This is a genomic window from Thermus tengchongensis, from assembly GCF_021462405.1.
GTDB classification, from domain to species: domain Bacteria; phylum Deinococcota; class Deinococci; order Deinococcales; family Thermaceae; genus Thermus; species Thermus tengchongensis.
Genome location: NZ_JAKEDU010000002.1, coordinates 396135 through 411689 on the forward strand (window position 1 = coordinate 396135; position 15555 = coordinate 411689).

Annotated in this window: 14 protein-coding genes and 1 pseudogene; 14 read left to right on the forward strand and 1 reads right to left on the reverse strand. The window is 65.2% G+C overall.

Annotation, left to right across the window (positions count from 1 at the left end):
* Positions 1-16: 16 nt before the first annotated feature.
* The 11 genes from L1087_RS04460 to glgP all read left to right on the forward strand — a co-directional run bounded on the left by L1087_RS04460 (position 17) and on the right by glgP (position 12720).
* Positions 17-772 (forward strand): RNA methyltransferase, encoded by a 756-nt coding sequence (locus tag L1087_RS04460; RefSeq protein WP_234557838.1) that lies wholly within the window; start codon positions 17-19, stop codon positions 770-772.
* Entirely contained in the window at positions 765-2312 is a 1548-nt protein-coding gene (locus L1087_RS04465; RefSeq protein ID WP_038042155.1) for a sensor histidine kinase, read from the forward strand. Before L1087_RS04460 ends, L1087_RS04465 begins: the two co-directional genes overlap by 8 nt.
* Before the next feature lie 13 nt (positions 2313-2325).
* On the forward strand, positions 2326-2817 hold the full coding sequence (locus L1087_RS04470; RefSeq protein WP_234557812.1) for a low molecular weight protein-tyrosine-phosphatase: 492 nt from the start codon (positions 2326-2328) through the stop codon (positions 2815-2817).
* The gene (locus tag L1087_RS04475) at positions 2795-3583 is read left to right on the forward strand and encodes a fructosamine kinase family protein (protein WP_234557813.1); all 789 of its coding nucleotides are present in this window, start codon (positions 2795-2797) and stop codon (positions 3581-3583) included. The genes L1087_RS04470 and L1087_RS04475 overlap by 23 nt, the downstream gene beginning before the upstream one ends.
* On the forward strand, positions 3559-4320 hold the full coding sequence (locus tag L1087_RS04480; protein ID WP_234557815.1) for a DUF4388 domain-containing protein: 762 nt from the start codon (positions 3559-3561) through the stop codon (positions 4318-4320). Before L1087_RS04475 ends, L1087_RS04480 begins: the two co-directional genes overlap by 25 nt.
* Before the next feature lie 19 nt (positions 4321-4339).
* Positions 4340-5185 carry a pseudouridine-5'-phosphate glycosidase gene (locus L1087_RS04485; RefSeq protein WP_234557816.1) on the forward strand — a complete coding sequence of 282 codons (846 nt, stop codon included), beginning with the start codon at positions 4340-4342 and terminating at the stop codon, positions 5183-5185.
* Between the two features lie 4 nt (positions 5186-5189).
* Positions 5190-6065, forward strand: coding sequence for a RodZ domain-containing protein (locus tag L1087_RS04490; protein ID WP_234557817.1), 876 nt, complete (start codon positions 5190-5192; stop codon positions 6063-6065).
* Positions 6066-6147: 82 nt separating this feature from the next.
* A complete protein-coding gene (rimO, locus tag L1087_RS04495) occupies positions 6148-7452 on the forward strand; it encodes a 30S ribosomal protein S12 methylthiotransferase RimO (RefSeq protein ID WP_234557818.1) in 1305 nt (434 codons plus the stop codon).
* Positions 7453-7464: 12 nt separating this feature from the next.
* Positions 7465-8802 carry a Trk system potassium transporter TrkA gene (trkA, locus tag L1087_RS04500; RefSeq protein WP_234557819.1) on the forward strand — a complete coding sequence of 446 codons (1338 nt, stop codon included), beginning with the start codon at positions 7465-7467 and terminating at the stop codon, positions 8800-8802.
* A complete protein-coding gene (locus tag L1087_RS04505; RefSeq protein WP_234557820.1) occupies positions 8774-10246 on the forward strand; it encodes a TrkH family potassium uptake protein in 1473 nt (490 codons plus the stop codon). The genes trkA and L1087_RS04505 overlap by 29 nt, the downstream gene beginning before the upstream one ends.
* Positions 10247-10263: 17 nt before the next feature.
* The gene (gene glgP / locus L1087_RS04510; RefSeq protein ID WP_234557821.1) at positions 10264-12720 is read left to right on the forward strand and encodes an alpha-glucan family phosphorylase; all 2457 of its coding nucleotides are present in this window, start codon (positions 10264-10266) and stop codon (positions 12718-12720) included.
* Positions 12721-12784: 64 nt separating this feature from the next.
* Here glgP and L1087_RS04515 read toward each other — a convergent pair whose 3' ends face one another.
* A complete protein-coding gene (locus L1087_RS04515; RefSeq protein WP_234557822.1) occupies positions 12785-13516 on the reverse strand; it encodes a c-type cytochrome in 732 nt (243 codons plus the stop codon).
* Between the two features lie 186 nt (positions 13517-13702).
* On the opposite strand from L1087_RS04515, the gene L1087_RS04520 reads away from it, so the two are divergent.
* The 3 genes and pseudogenes from L1087_RS04520 to L1087_RS04530 all read left to right on the forward strand — a co-directional run.
* Positions 13703-14467, forward strand: a complete 765-nt coding sequence (locus tag L1087_RS04520) for an ABC transporter substrate-binding protein (RefSeq protein WP_234557823.1) — start codon at positions 13703-13705, stop codon at positions 14465-14467.
* 56 nt (positions 14468-14523) lie between these two features.
* Positions 14524-15312, forward strand: a complete 789-nt coding sequence (locus tag L1087_RS04525) for an amino acid ABC transporter permease (protein WP_038042166.1) — start codon at positions 14524-14526, stop codon at positions 15310-15312.
* A gap of 61 nt (positions 15313-15373) precedes the next feature.
* Positions 15374-15555, forward strand: a pseudogene (locus tag L1087_RS04530) (TAXI family TRAP transporter solute-binding subunit); the annotation flags it as partial.

Below are 15555 nucleotides of genomic sequence, written 5' to 3' on the forward strand. Positions count from 1 at the left end.
CGAGGAGGAGGCTGTGCTGGAACGCGTGCGCATTGTCTTGGTGGAACCCCAGGAGCCCATGAACGTGGGGGCGGTGGCCCGGGCCATGCGGAACTTTGGCCTTTCGCGGCTTTACCTGGTGAATCCCTCGCCCCGGGTGGGCCCTCCATGGGCCCGGGAGGCCTACTGGCTGGCGGTGCATGCCGAGGAGGTGCTAAACCGGGCGGTGGCGGTGGGAAGCCTCGGGGAGGCCCTCGAGGGGGTGAGCTTCGTGGTGGCCACCACGGGAAGACCCCGGGAGCTTTACCCGGCCCCGGTGGTGACGGCCCATGAGGTGCCGGCCCACGTGCTTTCCGTAAAGGGAGAGGTTGCCCTGGTCTTTGGCCGGGAAACCTTTGGCCTCACCAACGAGGAGCTGGACCTGGCCCACCTCATCGGCACCATCCCCACCGCTCCCGATCAGCCTTCCTTGAACCTGGCCCAGGCGGTGGTGGTCTTTGCCTATGAACTTTACCAGGCTTGGTTGCAGCAGGGCGGTACGGTATCCCAGGAGGAACTGGCGGATGTGGCGGCCCTGGAGGGATTCTTCGCCGATTTAGGGCGGTATGTGCTGGAGATCGGGTTCACCGACCAACACCGCCACCCCTACGCCATGCGCCGCTTGCGGCGCATCTTCCACAAGGCCCGGCTTTCCCCGGGGGAGGTGCAACTCCTTAGGGGGCTTCTCCACCAAAGCCGGTATGCGGTGGCCTCCCCCCGGAACAAGGAGGGAACGAAGGGAAAGGATGGCTAGCCACAGCCTTTACCGATTGGTGCGCCTGGCCCAGCGGCTTTTGCCGCCTTTAATCGCCGCGGTGGTGGTGGTCTTTGAGCTGGCCCTTCTGCCCTACCGGCACGTGGATGGCCTCCTCTGGCTACGGCTCGGTTTTTACGGCCTGGTGGGGCCTCTGGTCACCTATGCGGTGCTGGAGTGGATCGCCCAGGAAACCCTGGAGAAGGTGCGGGCGGAAAGGGCCTTGGAGGAGGCGAACCGTCGCCTTTTGGCGGCAGGGCGGGTGTTCCGCGAGGCCTTGGAGAGCGAGAACCTCGAGGAGGCGGTCTCCCGCATCGCCCGGGCTTTGGGGGAGACCTTGGGATACCCCGTGGCCCTCGAGGCCGAGGGGGTCCATGCCGGGGAGGAATGCGGGGGGATGCGGGTGGAGCTTCCGGGTTTGAAGGGGTACCTGGAAGCCTGCCCTCCGGAGCCGGAACGGGTGTTTTTGGAGGTGCTGGCCCACGAGGTGGCGGGGGCCCTGCAATCCGTGGTGGCCCGGAGCCGGGACCGCCTTACCCTTTTTGAGGTGGACCAGGCCCTCAAGGCGGAGGCCAACCTGGACCGCCTCCTGGAAGGGCTTCTGGAGCGCATCCAGGCCTGGGCGGAGGCGGAGGGGGGTGGGGTTCTCCTCTTGGACGAGGAGGGGTTTTTGGTACCCCGGGTGGTGCGGAACCTGGCCCTGCCCTCCCATCCCTTCCTGCCGGATGGCGTGTGGAAGGGGAGCCTCGAGGGGCCGGTGTTCGTGGATGAGGAGACCCTGGCCCTGCCCCTGAAGGCCCGGGAGACGGTGGGGGTGTTGGTCCTCAAGGGCAAAGGCCTTTCCCGGCGCATCCCTTTCCTCTCCTTCCTGGCCTCCCAGGTGGCCTTGGCGGTGCGCAACGCCCAGGCCTACCTCAGGGCCGAGGAGCTCGCCATCAACGAGGAGCGCACCCGCATCGCCCGGGAGATCCACGACGGCATCGCCCAGAGCCTGGCCTTCATGGCCTTGAAGCTGGACCTGGCGGAGAGGCTTCTTGCCAAGGACCAGGAGGCGGCCCTGAAGGCCTTGACCGAGGTGAAGGAGACCCTGAGGGCGCAGATCCGGGAGGTGCGCCGGAGCATCTTCGCCCTGAGGCCCATTGACCTGGAGCGCTACGGCTTCCTGGAATCCGTGCGCCGCTACGCCCAGGCTTTCGCCGAACAGGCGGGTTTCCGGGTACAGCTCGCCCTGCCGGAGCGGGTGGGGCTTTCCCAGGCCAGCGAGCTGGTCCTCTTCCGGGTCCTGCAGGAGGCCCTCACCAATGCCGCCAAGCACGGGAGGCCCAGCCGGGTGGAGGTGGAACTCCTCCCCTTGGGGGAACGAGGGGCCAGGCTCGTGGTGCGGGACAACGGGAAAGGGTTCCAAAACGCCGAGGCCCAGGGCTTAGGTGGGTTTGGCCTCACCCAGATGCGCGAAAGGGTGGAGGCCCGGGGTGGGCATTTCCAGGTGCGTTCGGAGCCGGGAAAGGGCACGGAGGTGGTGGCGGAGGTTCCTTACTGAGGGCCTGCTTATCATGGGAGGCATGGACCGTCCCGTACGGGTGCTCTTTGTCTGCTTGGGGAATATCTGCCGAAGCCCCCTGGCGGAGGGAGCCTTCCGCAAGCTCATCCGGGAGCGGGGCCTCGAGGCCCGGTTTGAGGTGGATTCCGCCGGCACGGGGGCTTGGCACGCCGGGGAGCCCATGGATCCCCGGGCCCGCAAGGTGCTGGAGCGGGAAGGGGCCTACTTTCCCCATGTGGCCCGGCAGATGACCCGGGAGGATGCCCTCCACTACGACCACATCCTGGTGATGGACCGGGAGAACCTGGCGGAGGTGCAAAGGCGTTTCCCCGAGGCCATGGGGAAGGTGCGCCTCCTCCTGGACTACCTGGGCGGGGGGGAGGTGCCGGACCCGTACTACGGGGACCTGGAGGACTGCCAAGAGGTCTACTGGATGGTGGAAGCGGCTGCCAGGGCTTTCCTGGACCGCCTTTTGGGGGAGGATGGACCCCAGGAAACTCCTTGAACGGGCGGGGCTTGAGGCCAAGGGTGCGCCTGAGCCCCTCTACGGCGGGGATATTTCCCGGGTGTACCGCCTGGGGGCCTATGTGGTGAAGCTTTCGCCGAACCCTCCTTTAGGCCTCTTCCCCGCGGAAGCCCGGGGGCTTAGGGCCTTGGCCGAGCGAGGGGTGCGGGTGCCCCGGGTGTTCTTTGCCTCCGAGGAGGGATTGATCCTGGAATATCTGCCGGAAGGCCCGCCCGATTGGGAGGGCTTGGCCCGCATGTTGGCGGGGCTACACCGCCAGCGCGAGGCCAGCTACTGGGCTGAGGCGGGGTTTTTGGGCACCTTCCCCCTACCAGGCGGGGAGGGGAGGGAGTGGACGGAGTTCTTCTTTTCGCGGTGCATAGAGCCCCTCTTGCGGGCCACCTGGGACCGCCTGGAGGGCTTAGGACCCAAGGTGGAGGCCCTCTACCAAAAACCCCTGCCCGCCGAGGGTCCAGCGCCTCTCCATGGGGATCTTTGGCACGGCAACGTTCGCTTCACCCTGGAGGGGCCCGCTCTGCTGGATCCCTCCTTTTTCGTGGGGGAGCGGGGGGTGGATCTGGCCATGATGCGCCTTTTTGGGGGTTTTCCCCAGGAATTCTGGAGGGCCTACCGGGCCCTTTACCCCATACCGGAAGAGGTGGAAAGGGCCTTGCCCCGGTACCAGGTGTACTACCTCCTGGCCCATGTGTACTTCTTCGGCGAGGGCTACCTCGATTCCCTATGGAAGGCGATTTCCGCCTCTTAGGTCCCATTGACTGGCTGCAACTCCTCGCCCAGGGGGGGAAGACCGGGGTTTTTGCCGTGGAGGCAGGGGAGGGAAAGGGGGAGGTTTACCTGGAGCAGGGCCGGCCCGTTCATGCGGTGTTCGGGGAGAAGGTGGGGCAGGAGGCCTTGCTGGAGGTGCTGGCGTTGAAGGAGGGGCGCTTTCGCTTCCTGCTTGGCGTGCGACCTCCCTTGGGTTCCCTGGAAGGACCCCTCGAGGCCTACCTCTTGCAAGCGATCCGCCTTTTGGACGAGCGGGTGGAGGTGGGCCCTTTTGACCTGGTGCGGCCGGGGTCCCGGGCCCAGGTGGTCCAAAGTACCCTGGACCCCGTGGAGCTTTCCCTCCTTTTGGCCCTGAAAAGCGGCCAAAGCCCCTTGGACCTGGCTTCCCAGCTCACCCTTCCCCTGGGGGAGGTGCTCAGGCGCCTGGGCCACCTGGCCCGGTTGCGCCTGGTGGAGGTATTCCCCCGGGTGCCCCGCACCGCCCGGCTTCGGGTGGCCCTGGGGCGGCAGGGGGCGCAGGTAGATGCCTTGCTCCTTTCCGCTTGGCGGGAGCATTACGGCCCCTTCCAGCGGGTAAGGGTGAAGGCCCAGAAGGAGGTTCTCCTTTCAGTGGAGGGCGCGGAGGGCTTAGGGGTGGAGATCCGCCTTGCGCCGGAGCTGCTTCTCTTCCACGGGTTTCAGGTGGGGGAGGAGGTCTTGGTGTGGCCGGAAGTGTGAGGCATGGTATCCTTCCCCCATGGCGGAAGCGTTGGTGGCCCTGGAGTCAGCCCTCCTCACCCATGGGTTGCCTTACCCCCTGAACCTGCGCACCGCTAAGGCCCTGGAGGAGGCGGTACGGGCCGAGGGGGCCATCCCCAAGACCATCGCCCTGGTGCGGGGAGAGGTGCGCCTTGGCCTTTCCCCAGAGGAAATGGAGGCCCTGGCCCAGGGGGGTGCGGAGAAGGCGAGCCTCTGGAACCTCTCCGCCCTCTTGGTCCAGAAGAAAAGCGCCGGGACCACGGTGGCGGCCACGGTCCACCTGGCCCACCGCCACGGGATCGCGGTCTTCGCCACCGGGGGGATCGGGGGGGTGCACCCTGAGCCCTTTGACGAGAGCGCCGATCTCTTGGCCCTTGCCCGCACCCCCATCCTGGTGGTGTCCTCGGGGCCCAAGGCCATCCTGGACCTGAGGGCCACCCTGGAGCGCCTGGAGACCCTGGGGGTTTCCGTGGTGGGCTACCGCACGGACCGCCTGCCCGCCTTCTTTTCCCCTTCCTCCCCCTTCCCCGTGCCCGCCCGGGTGGAAACCCCCCTCGAGGCCGCCTTGGTGCTCCGCAAGTCCCGGGAGCTGGGCCTGGGGGCAGTGCTCCTGGTGAACCCTGTCTCCCAGGGCCTGCCCTACGAGGAGGTGGCCTCTTGGGTGGAGGAGGCCAACCACCAAGCGGCCCGGGAGGGGATCTTCGGTAAGGCCCTTACCCCCTACCTGCTGCGGCGCCTTTCCGAGCTTTCCCAAGGGGAGACCGACCGGGTCAACCAGAGGCTTCTCCTGGAAAACGCCCGCCTGGCGGCCCGGGTGGCCCTGGCCTTCGCCGGGCTAGAATAGCCTTGTGTGCGAACTGGGGGAAAGGTTAAGGCGGGCCCGGGAGGAGAAGGGGCTTTCCCTTAAGGAGGCGGCGGCGCGGTTGGCCTTGAAGGCCAGGGTGCTGGAGGCCCTCGAGGCCTGCCGCTTTGAGGAGCTCCCCGAACCCGCCTTGGCCCGGGGCTACCTCCGGCGCTACGCCCTTCTCCTGGGGCTGGATCCCGAGCCCCTTCTGGCCCTTTATCCCTTGGCCCCCACCTTTCCGCCCCCACCCCCGCCGGCTTCCCGGCGCCCTTTCCCCTGGTTTCTTTTGCTGGCCTTGGCCCTTTTGGGAGCCTTAGGGTATGGGGCCTACCTGGTCTTGCGTCCAGCCCCCGCGCAGACGGTAAGCCTGCCCCCTGAGCCCCCGCCCAAGCCTCCGGAGCGCTATGGGCTTCGGGTGGTAAGCGAGCCCCCAGGAGCCCGGGTGTACCTGGATGGCTTCTACCTGGGCCAGACGCCCTTGGCCTCGCCACCCCTGGAAGGAGGCAGGCGCCTTCTTAGGTTGGAGCTACCCGGGTACGAGCCGGTGGAGGAGGAGGTGAACCTGGACCGGGACCTCTCCTTGAGGTACCGCCTGGTTCCCAAGCCTTCGCCTGCGCCCACCTCTAGCAATCCCCAAGCGGAAGTTTCCCCGGGGAAGCTGGTGCTTCGCCTTGAGGGCCGGAGCTGGCTCAGGGTCACCCGGGGGGATAAGCGCCTGTACGAGGGCATCCCCGAGGTGGGGGCGGAGCTCAGCTTTGACCTCCCGGTGGAGGTGCGCTCGGGGAACCCCGGGGCGGTGCGGGTTTTTCTGGATGGCAAGGACCTTGGGCCCTTTGGGGAGCCGGGGAAGCCCCTTACCCGTCGCTTTGAAGCCCCATGATGCGGAAGCTTGGAGGGGGGCTATACTGGTTTGTTGGAGCCCCGAGGATGGCCCTTTGGGCTGATGGGGCTCCTGGAGGTCTATGGCCAAGATCGGCTTTGTGAGCCTGGGCTGCCCCAAGGCCCTGGTGGACTCGGAACAGATCCTCTCCCGGCTGAAGGCCCTCGGCTACGAGACGAGCTCCACCTACGAGGAGGCGGAGCTGGTGGTGGTGAACACCTGCGGCTTCATCACCCCGGCCATCGAGGAGAGCCTCGAGGCCATCGGGGAGGCCTTGCGGGAAAACGGCAAGGTGGTGGTGACGGGGTGCTTGGGGGCCAGGCCCGAGGTGATTCGGGAAAGGTACCCCAATGTGCTGGAGGTCACCGGCCCGGGGGAGGTGGAGCGGGTCTTGCAGGCTGTGCAGGAGGTGCTTCCTGCATCCCGCAACCCTCTTTTGGACCTTATCCCGCCCCAGGTGAAGCTCACTCCCCGGCACTACGCTTACCTAAAGCTTTCCGAGGGATGCGACCACCGCTGTAGCTTCTGCATCATCCCCAAGCTGAGGGGAGGCTTGCGCTCCCGCGACGCCGGGGAGGTCCTGGCGGAGGCCGCCCGACTGGTGGCCACGGGCACCCGGGAACTCCTCCTCATCGCCCAGGATCTCTCCGCCTACGGGGTGGACCTCCGCCACCGGGAAAGCTTCTGGGGTGACCGCCTGGTGAAGGCGGAGCTTAAGGACCTCCTTACCCACATGGCGGAGCTTGGAGCCTGGATACGGCTGCACTACGTCTACCCTTACCCCCATGTGCGGGAGCTTCTTCCCCTCATGGCCGAGGGCAAGGTGCTGCCCTACCTGGACGTGCCCCTGCAGCACGCCTCGGAGCGCATCCTGCGGCTTATGCGCCGCCCCGGGGGGTACGAGAGCCACCTCAAGACCCTCAGGGCCTGGCGGGAGGTGGTGCCGGAGCTCGCCATCCGCTCCAGCTTTATCGTGGGCTTCCCGGGGGAGACGGAGGAGGACTTTCAGATCCTCCTGGACTTTTTGCAGGAGGCAGAGCTAGACCGGGTGGGGGTCTTCACCTATTCCCCGGTGGAGGGAGCCGAGGCCAACGCCCTTTCGGGCCATGTCCCCGAGGAGGTCAAGGAGGAACGGAAGGCCAGGCTCATGGAGGTGCAGGCGGAAATCAGCCTGCGAAAGAACCAGAGCTTCGTGGGCAAGACCCTCGAGGTCCTGGTGGACGAGCTTCCGGAGCCCGGCATAGCCATAGGCCGTAGCTACCGGGATTCCCCGGGTATAGACGGGTTGGTCTACGTGGAAACCGACGGCACGGCCCGGGTGGGGGAGAGGATCCCGGTTCGGATCACCCGGGCGGACACCTACGACCTTTACGGGGTGCAGGTTTAGGATAGGAGCGGTATGTACATCGTCATCGCCGGGGGCGGGGAGGTGGGCGGGGAGCTGGCCCGCACCCTGGAAAAAGCCCATGAGGTGGTGGTTCTGGACCGCAACCCCCAGGCCAAGGAGCGCTTCGTCCATCTGGATGTGAAGGTGGTGGTGGGTGGGGCCACGGACCCCGACGCCCTTCGGGAGGCCGGGGTGGACCGGGCGGACCTCTTCATCGCCAGCACGGATTCCGATGAGGTGAACCTGCTGGCCTCCCTTTTGGCTAAGGGTCTGGGGGCCAAGGAAACCCTGTGCTTTGTGGGCAAGGGGGGGTACGTGGAGGTGCTCACCGATCCCCGCACCGCTGAGATCCTGGGTACCCGCATCGACAAGGTCCTCTGGCCGCAAAGGGCCATGGCCAGGGAGATCGTGGAGGTGATCCTGGTTCCCGGGGCCGTGGATACCGAGGTGCTGGCGGAGGGGCGGCTCCGCTTCGTGGAGTACCGGGTGAAGGAAGGAGGGCCCTACGCCCACCGGCTTCTATCCGAGCTTCCCTGGCCGGAGGGGGTCTTGGTGGTGGGGGTGGTGCGTGATGGAACCTTTTGGAGCTTCGCCCACCCGGAGTACCCCGAGGTCATCCTGGAGCCCGGGGACAAGATCCTTTTCGTCACCACCTTAAGGGCTTTCCCTGAGCTGGAGGCCTACTTCGCCACGGGGCGGGGCGTGCGCAGGGTAATGGTCATCGGTGGGGGAAACGTGGGTTTCATGGTGGCCCAGGAGCTTTTGAAGCGGCGCCTCGAGGTGGTGATCATCGAGCCCAGCCGCGAGCGGTGCGAGTGGCTTTCCCAGGAACTTCCCGGTGCCCTCATCATCCAAGGGGATGGTACCGACCTGGAGCTTCTTGAGGCGGAGGGTTTGCAGGAGGCCGATGCGGTGGTAGCGGTAACCGATAACGACGAAAAGAACCTCCTGGCCTCCCTCCTGGCCAAGCAGCTTGGGGTGGGTAAGGTGATCACCCGGGTGTCCCGCTCGGAAACCCGCAGGCTCTTTGAGCAGGTGGGCATAGACCTGCCCCTCACCCCCCGTCAGGCGGCGGTGCGGGCGGTTTTGGATTACCTGGGGCCCGAGAATGTGGAGCATGTGTCCACCATGGACGAGAACATCGAGCTTTTGGAGGTGGAGCTTCCGGAGAGCTTCAGGCCCCGGTACCTGAGGACCCTGGCCACGCCCCAAGTGGCCCCGGTGGCCCTGGAGCGGGATCATCGGGTGATGCTCTACCGCGAGGACCTCGAGGCCCTGCCCAACGACCGGCTCTTTTTGGTGGTGGCCCGGGAGGTGGCGGATGAAGCCGTGGCCCGCATCGTCGGTTAGGCAGGGGTTTCGCTCCAGCCTCTACCTCCTGGGCCTTACCTACCAAGGCTTTGGCCTTCTCATGCTGGCCTTCGCCCTCCTGGCTCTGGGCTGGAAGGAGGACGCCAAGGGGTTTCTCCTGGGGGCGGTGCTGGGGTTGGGATTGGGCAAGGCCCTGCAAGGGGTGGGGCATGCGGAGGCCCAGCCGCCCCGGGCCGAGGTCTTTGCCACCGTGGCCCTGCTGTGGCTGATGGTACCCGCCCTAGGGGCCATACCCTATTGGGTTTCCGGGGGGCTGGGTTACCTGGATGCTTTTTTTGAGGCGGTTTCCGGCTTTACCACCACCGGGGCCACGGTGCTTTCGGATTTTGGTCAGTTTGACAAGAGCCTTTTTCTCTGGAGAAGTTTCACCCAGTGGATGGGAGGCATCGGCATCGTGGTGCTCTTCCTGGTGGTCTTCCCCCAGCTTCAGGTGGCGGGCCGCCAGGCCTTTTTCGCCGAGAGCACGGGGGTGGAGAAGGAGAGGCTTACGCCTAGGCTACGGCACACCGCCCAGGCGGTCTTGCGGGTGTACCTGACCCTGACCGCCTTGGCCTTTCTGGCCTACTGGTGGGGGGGCATACCCGTTTTTGAGGCCTTGGCCAACGCCCTCACCACCATCCCAGCGGGAGGGTTCAGCCCGAACCCGCAAAGCTTCGCCGCCTACCCCCCCTTGGCCCAGTGGCTGGGCGGCTTCTTCATGTTCCTGGCGGGGGTGAACTTCCTCCTGCAGTACCGGCTGTTCTTCGGACGGGAGGTCAAACCCCTCTTCAAGGATGCGGAGTTCCGGGCCTATGCCCTGCTGGTGCTCCTTGCGGGTTTACTGCTTTCCCTTTACCTCTATACCCACCACATGTATAGCCTCGAGGCCAGCCTCCGCCATGCCTTCTTTCAGGTGATCTCCATCGTGACCACCACCGGTTTCGCCAGCGTGGACTTCGCCCAGTGGGTGGTGCCGGCCCAGGCCATCCTGGTGATCCTCATGTTCGTGGGGGGAAGTGCCGGCTCGGGGGCGGGGGGCATCAAGGTGGTGCGCTGGCTTCTCCTCTTCGGCCTTCTCAGGCGAGAGATCACCCGCACCCTCCATCCCAGGGCGGTCCTCCCCCTGCGCCTGGGACAGCGGGTGGTTTCCGAGGAGGCCTTGCGGCAGGTTTCCGTTTTCATCTTTCTCTACACCCTTCTCTTTGGCTTCGGCACCCTGACCCTGGCCCTTTTGGAGGGGAGCTTTGTGGAGGCCTTTACCGCCAGCGCCCAGGCCATCGGCAACATAGGGCCCGGGCTGGGGACGGTGGGCCCCATGGGTTCCTATGCGGAACTCCAACCTGTTTCCAAGGTGGTCCTCATTTTCCAGATGTGGGCGGGGCGGATCGAGATCCTTCCCGTGGTCCTCCTCTTCAGCCCGGAGCTCTGGCGGCGGCTTCGGTGAAGGGTATAATCCACCCCATGAGGGTACTGGGGCGCCTTACCGCCATGCCCGAGCTTCCCGAGGCCCTTAGGGGCTTGAGGAAGCTGGCCTATAACCTATGGTGGAGTTGGAATCCGGAGGCGGCAGAGCTTTTCCAAGAGATTGATTCCTCGCTGTGGAAGCGTTTCCGCGGCAATCCGGTCAAGTTGCTCCTGGAGGTGGACCCCGCCCGCCTCGAGGCCCTGGCGGGGAGCACCTATCCCGCCCGGGTCCAGGCGGTGGTGGCGGCCTTGGAGGCCTACCTCAAGGAACGGGAGGTAAAGCAAGGGCCTCTCACCGCGTATTTCTCTGCGGAATACGGCTTCCATAGTTCCTTACCCATCTATGCGGGGGGGCTTGGGGTGCTGGCCGGGGATCACATCAAGGCGGCCAGCGATTTGGGTTTGAACCTAGTGGGGGTGGGGATCTTCTACCACGAGGGCTACTTCCACCAGCGCCTTTCCCCGGAGGGAGCCCAGGTGGAGGTGTACGAAACCCTGCATCCGGAAGAGCTACCCCTTCTGCCCGTGCAGGACCGGGAGGGTCATCCCTTAAGGGTGGGGGTGGAGTTCCCGGGGCGTACCCTCTGGCTTGGGGCCTTCCGGGTGCAGGTGGGTGCCGTGCCCGTATACCTCCTCACCGCCGATCTTCCGGAAAATGCCCCGGAGGATCGGGCCATCACCGCCAGGCTTTACGCTCCTGGTCTGGAGATGCGCATCCAGCAGGAGATGGTGTTAGGGATCGGGGGGGTCAGGCTTCTACGGGCCCTGGGGCTCAACCCCCAGGTCTTCCACATGAACGAAGGACACTCGGCTTTCCTGGGCCTGGAGAGGGTGCGGGAGCTGGTGGCCGAGGGGTATGCCTTTCCGGTGGCCTTGGAGCTGGCCCGGGCCGGGGCCCTTTTCACCACCCATACCCCCGTCCCTGCGGGGCATGATGCCTTCCCCCTGGACCTGGTGGAGCGCTACCTGGGGGGCTTCTGGGAGAAGATGGGCACGGACCGGGAAGGCTTTTTGGCCTTGGGCCTCGAGGAGAAGCCTTGGGGCAAGGTCTTCTCCATGTCCAACCTGGCCCTTAGGACCAGCGCCCAGGCGGGTGGGGTTTCCCGCCTCCACGGGGAGGTTTCCCGGGAGATGTTCCACCACCTCTGGCCGGAGCTTCTGCGGGAGGAGGTGCCCATTGGCCACATCACCAATGGGGTCCACACCTGGACCTTCCTCCACCCCAGGCTACGCCGCCATTATGCCGAGGTATTTGGTCCTGACTGGCTGCGGCATCCTGAGGACCCCGCCACCTGGAGGGTGGAGGGGTTGGGGGAGGAGTTTTGGCGCATCCACCGGGATCTCAGGGCTGAGCTGGTGCGGGAGGTGCGCAGCCGCCTTTACGAGCAACGCCGCAGGAACGGGGAGAGCCCAAGCCGCCTCCGCCAGGCGGAGCGCGTCCTGGACCCGGAGGCCCTCACCATTGGCTTTGCCCGCCGCTTCGCCACCTACAAGCGGGCCGTGTTGCTGTTCAAGGATCCCGAGCGCCTCCTCCGCATCCTCCAGGGGCCCTATCCCGTGCAGTTTGTCTTTGCGGGCAAGGCCCATCCCAAGGACGAGCCCGGAAAGGCTTACCTCCAGGAGTTGGTGGCCAAGATCAAGGAGTTTGGCCTCGAGGACCGCATGGTGGTCCTGGAGGACTACGACATGTACCTGGCCCGGGTTTTGGTCCATGGGAGCGATGTCTGGCTCAACACTCCCCGAAGGCCCATGGAGGCCTCGGGGACCAGTGGGATGAAGGCGGCTTTGAACGGGGTCTTGAACTTAAGCGTCCTGGACGGCTGGTGGGCTGAGGCCTACAACGGGAAAAACGGTTTTGCCATCGGCGACGAACGGGTCTACGAGAATGAGGAAGCCCAGGACATGGCCGACGCCCAGGCCCTTTACGACGTGTTGGAAGGGGAGGTGCTTCCCCTTTTCTACGCCAAGGGGCCCGAGGGCTACTCCTCGGGGTGGCTTTCCATGGTCCACGAGAGCCTCCGCACCGTGGGCCCGCGGTTCAGCGCCGCCCGCATGGTGCGGGAGTACCTGGCCCTTTACCAAAAGGGGCAGGAGTGGGCGGGGAAGGCCAGGGGGGAACAGGAGGTGCTGCGCGCCTTCCACCAGGCCTTGCCTGCCTTTTATGGCCTGGCCCTTCGGGTGGAGGTTCCAGGGGATCTGACCTTGAATGGGGAGCCCTTGCGGGCGCGGGCTTACCTGGAGGGGGAGGTGCCGGAGGTCCTAAGGCCTTTCCTGGAAGTGCAGCTGGTGGTGCGCCGCGCAGGCGGGGGGCTGGAGGTGGTGCCCATGGCAGAGGGGTCCGGGGGGTTTGAGGTTTTCTACCGCCCTTCCCGCCCAGGGAGCTACGCCTACGGGGTGAGGCTCGCCCTTAAGCATCCTGTTACTGGTCGGGTGGAGTGGGTGCGCTGGGCTTAATGGGGCATGGGGCATGGGAAAAAGGGGCCTCGGCTTTCTCGAGGCCCCTTGGCCGTGGCCTGGTTTACTCCTTGGGGAGGGTTTGCAGGTAGGCGAGGAGGTCTTGCAGTTGGGATGGCAGGAGGAAGGAGAACCCAGGCATGACAAAGTTGCCAGGCTGGCCGTTACGGATCTTATGAAGGACTTCCTGGGGGTTCTCGTTGGCCAACGTGCCCACGTATTCTGGGTTGTCCGGGGTGAGGAAGTTGATGGCCCGGCCATCCTCCCCATGGCAGGAGGCGCAGACCCGGTAGATGGCCTTTCCGGAGGTTAAGCTGCCCCGCGTGGGCCTCTTGGCCTTGTAGTCAATGAGGGTGCGCATATCTAAGGTGCCGTACTTGAGGAAGAGGGCCAGGTCCTCGAGGTCTTCCTGGCTCAAATAGGGGCTGAAGTCGTGCTTGGGGTTGCTGGCACCCTTCAGGAGGGAAACGATTTCCTCGAGGGTCTTGCCCCGGACCTGGAGCACCCCCACGAATCCCGTGTAGTGGGAGCCAGAGCCATAGGCTCCATCCTTACCCAGATAGTCCCAGCCGTGGCACTCCTTGCACCGCCAGGTGTCGGTGCCCTTCCGGGTATTGGTGGTCTGGAGGGCCCAAAGGGGGTGGTCACCCGCCGGGGTTTGCACGCCTTTGGCCTTGATCCAGTGATCGTAGAGTTGCCCGCCCCGCTGAATCCTCCAGGGGTCGATGCCCGTCTGCCCCTGCGCCGCCAGCAACAGGCTTCCCAATAAGAGGGCTGAAAGCCAGAACCCCCGCATATCCTACCTCCTTTCCCCCGTACTGGGGCAATTCAAGTATCGCACCTGCCCTGTAGGACGAATGTCCCACAGGGCAAGGGTCGGGCTTCCTGCTGAGGAGAAGCTTTGCGTTCGGGTGGTCTGGCTCTTCCCTTGACCGCCGGGGGGCACCCGGTATAATCGGCCCGTGCATCAGGGAGGGTGAGCATGAAAAGGGTTCTTTTGCTGCTTGGGGTACTAGGGTTGGCCGTGGCCTTCGCTCAGGTGCGGACCTTGGATCAGATCAAGCGCTCTGGGGAGATCCGCATCGGCACGGAAGGGGCCTTCCCTCCTTTCAACTACTTTGACGAGAAGAACCAGCTCACGGGGTTTGAGATCGACCTGGGCAACGCCATAGCCCAAAAACTGGGGCTGAAGCCCGTGTGGATCACCCAGGCCTTTGATAGCCTTCTCATCCAGCTGAACCAGGGCCGGTTTGACTTCGTGATCGCTTCCCACGGCATCACCGAGGAGCGGGCCAAGGCCGTGGACTTCACCAACCCCCATTACTGCACGGGCGGCATCATCGTGAGCAAGAAGGGAGGCCCCAAGACGGCCAAGGAGCTGCAGGGCAAGGTGGTGGGGGTACAGATCGGCACCACCTACATGGAAGCTGCTCAGAAGATTCCCGGCATTAAGCAGGTACGCACCTACCAGAAGGACCCCGATGCCCTTCAGGACCTCCTCTCGGGCCGCCTGGACGCCTGGATCACCGACAGGTTCGTGGCCAAGGAGGCCATCAAGGAACGGAAGCTGGAGAATACCTTGCAGCTTGGAGAGTTGGTCTTCCAGGAAAGGGTGGCCATGGCCGTGGCCAAGGGCAATAAGAGCGTGCTCCAGGCTCTTAACCAGGCCCTGGCCGACCTGATGAAGGCCGGTACCTACGCCCAGATCAGCAAGAAGTGGTTCGGCGAGGACGTGCGCTGTAAGTAAGCCAACCCCGGGCCCGGGGTGAAGGGGTTGCCCTGGGCCCTTTTCCTGCCGTGAAGATGCCATCCTGGTTGCGGGTTTTCTTGCTCCTGGCCCTCCTCCTTGGGGGGTATTTCGGCCTGTTCGCCCTTTTGGGCGTGGCGCTGGAGCGCTACTTCCTTCTTACCGGCTTTGGACCTGACCGGGCGGCTTCCGCGGGCCAGGCCATGGCCTTGGGTGCCGAGATCACCTTAAAGCTCACCTTGATCTCCAGCCTGGCGGGGCTGGTCATCGGGGTATTCGCTGGGATGTTCCGCCTATCCCGGCGTTTGTGGGTGCGGCTTCCCGCTAGCTTCTACATCTGGGTTACCCGGGGCACGCCCCTTTTGGTGCAGATCCTCTTCGCCTACAATGCCTTGCCCCTCCTGCTTCAGCCCCTCTGGCCCGAGGCCCAGCAGGCCCTCACCCCCTACTGGGCGGCCTTCATCGCCCTTTCCTTCAACGTGGGGGCCTACAACGCCGAGGTGGTGCGGGCGGGCATCCAGGCCATCCCCAAGGGGCAGTGGGAGGCTGCCTGGTCTTTAGGCCTCTCCCCGGTGGATACCATGCGCTTTGTGGTGCTGCCCCAAGCCTTGCGCATCGTGGTACCTCCCTTGGTCAACAACGTGGTGGCCCTTCTCAAGGATTCCTCCCTGGCCAGCGTTATCGCCCTCACCGAGCTAGCCCTCTCCGGGCAACGCATCATCTCGGCCACCTTCCGGCCCGTGGAGGTCTACCTGGCAGTGGCGGCCATTTACCTCCTCCTCACCACCGTGCTTACCTTCTTCACCAACCTTCTGGAGCGGAGGCTACAGCTGGCGGGGAGGTAGGGCTTGAGGAAAGGAAGGGGCTACGGGTATACTGCCTGCGGCGTAAAGGAGGTGTAAGGTTATGCGGCTGAAAGACGCGTTATTGGCAGGGATCGCCTTCCTGGGCTTGAGCCTAGCCCAGGAGTTCATCACCATTGGCTCGGGTTCCACCACCGGGGTCTACTTTCCCGTGGCCACGGGGATGGCCAAACTGGTGAACGACGCGGGGGTGGGCCTTAGGGCCAACGCCCGCTCCACCGGCGG

Excerpts from the sequence above, each read along its gene's own strand:
- trkA (WP_234557819.1), top strand. The coding sequence starts at position 7,465 with ATGTACATCGTCATCGCCGGGGGCGGGGAGGTGGGCGGGGAGCTGGCC.
- L1087_RS04505 (WP_234557820.1), top strand. The coding sequence starts at position 8,774 with ATGAAGCCGTGGCCCGCATCGTCGGTTAGGCAGGGGTTTCGCTCCAGC.
- rimO (WP_234557818.1), top strand. The coding sequence starts at position 6,148 with ATGGCCAAGATCGGCTTTGTGAGCCTGGGCTGCCCCAAGGCCCTGGTG.
- L1087_RS04480 (WP_234557815.1), top strand. The coding sequence starts at position 3,559 with ATGGAAGGCGATTTCCGCCTCTTAGGTCCCATTGACTGGCTGCAACTC.
- glgP (WP_234557821.1), top strand. The coding sequence starts at position 10,264 with ATGAGGGTACTGGGGCGCCTTACCGCCATGCCCGAGCTTCCCGAGGCC.
- L1087_RS04475 (WP_234557813.1), top strand. The coding sequence starts at position 2,795 with ATGGACCCCAGGAAACTCCTTGAACGGGCGGGGCTTGAGGCCAAGGGT.
- L1087_RS04485 (WP_234557816.1), top strand. The coding sequence starts at position 4,340 with ATGGCGGAAGCGTTGGTGGCCCTGGAGTCAGCCCTCCTCACCCATGGG.
- L1087_RS04515 (WP_234557822.1), bottom strand. The coding sequence starts at position 13,516 with ATGCGGGGGTTCTGGCTTTCAGCCCTCTTATTGGGAAGCCTGTTGCTG.
- L1087_RS04470 (WP_234557812.1), top strand. The coding sequence starts at position 2,326 with ATGGGAGGCATGGACCGTCCCGTACGGGTGCTCTTTGTCTGCTTGGGG.
- L1087_RS04520 (WP_234557823.1), top strand. The coding sequence starts at position 13,703 with ATGAAAAGGGTTCTTTTGCTGCTTGGGGTACTAGGGTTGGCCGTGGCC.
- L1087_RS04465 (WP_038042155.1), top strand. The coding sequence starts at position 765 with ATGGCTAGCCACAGCCTTTACCGATTGGTGCGCCTGGCCCAGCGGCTT.
- L1087_RS04525 (WP_038042166.1), top strand. The coding sequence starts at position 14,524 with ATGCCATCCTGGTTGCGGGTTTTCTTGCTCCTGGCCCTCCTCCTTGGG.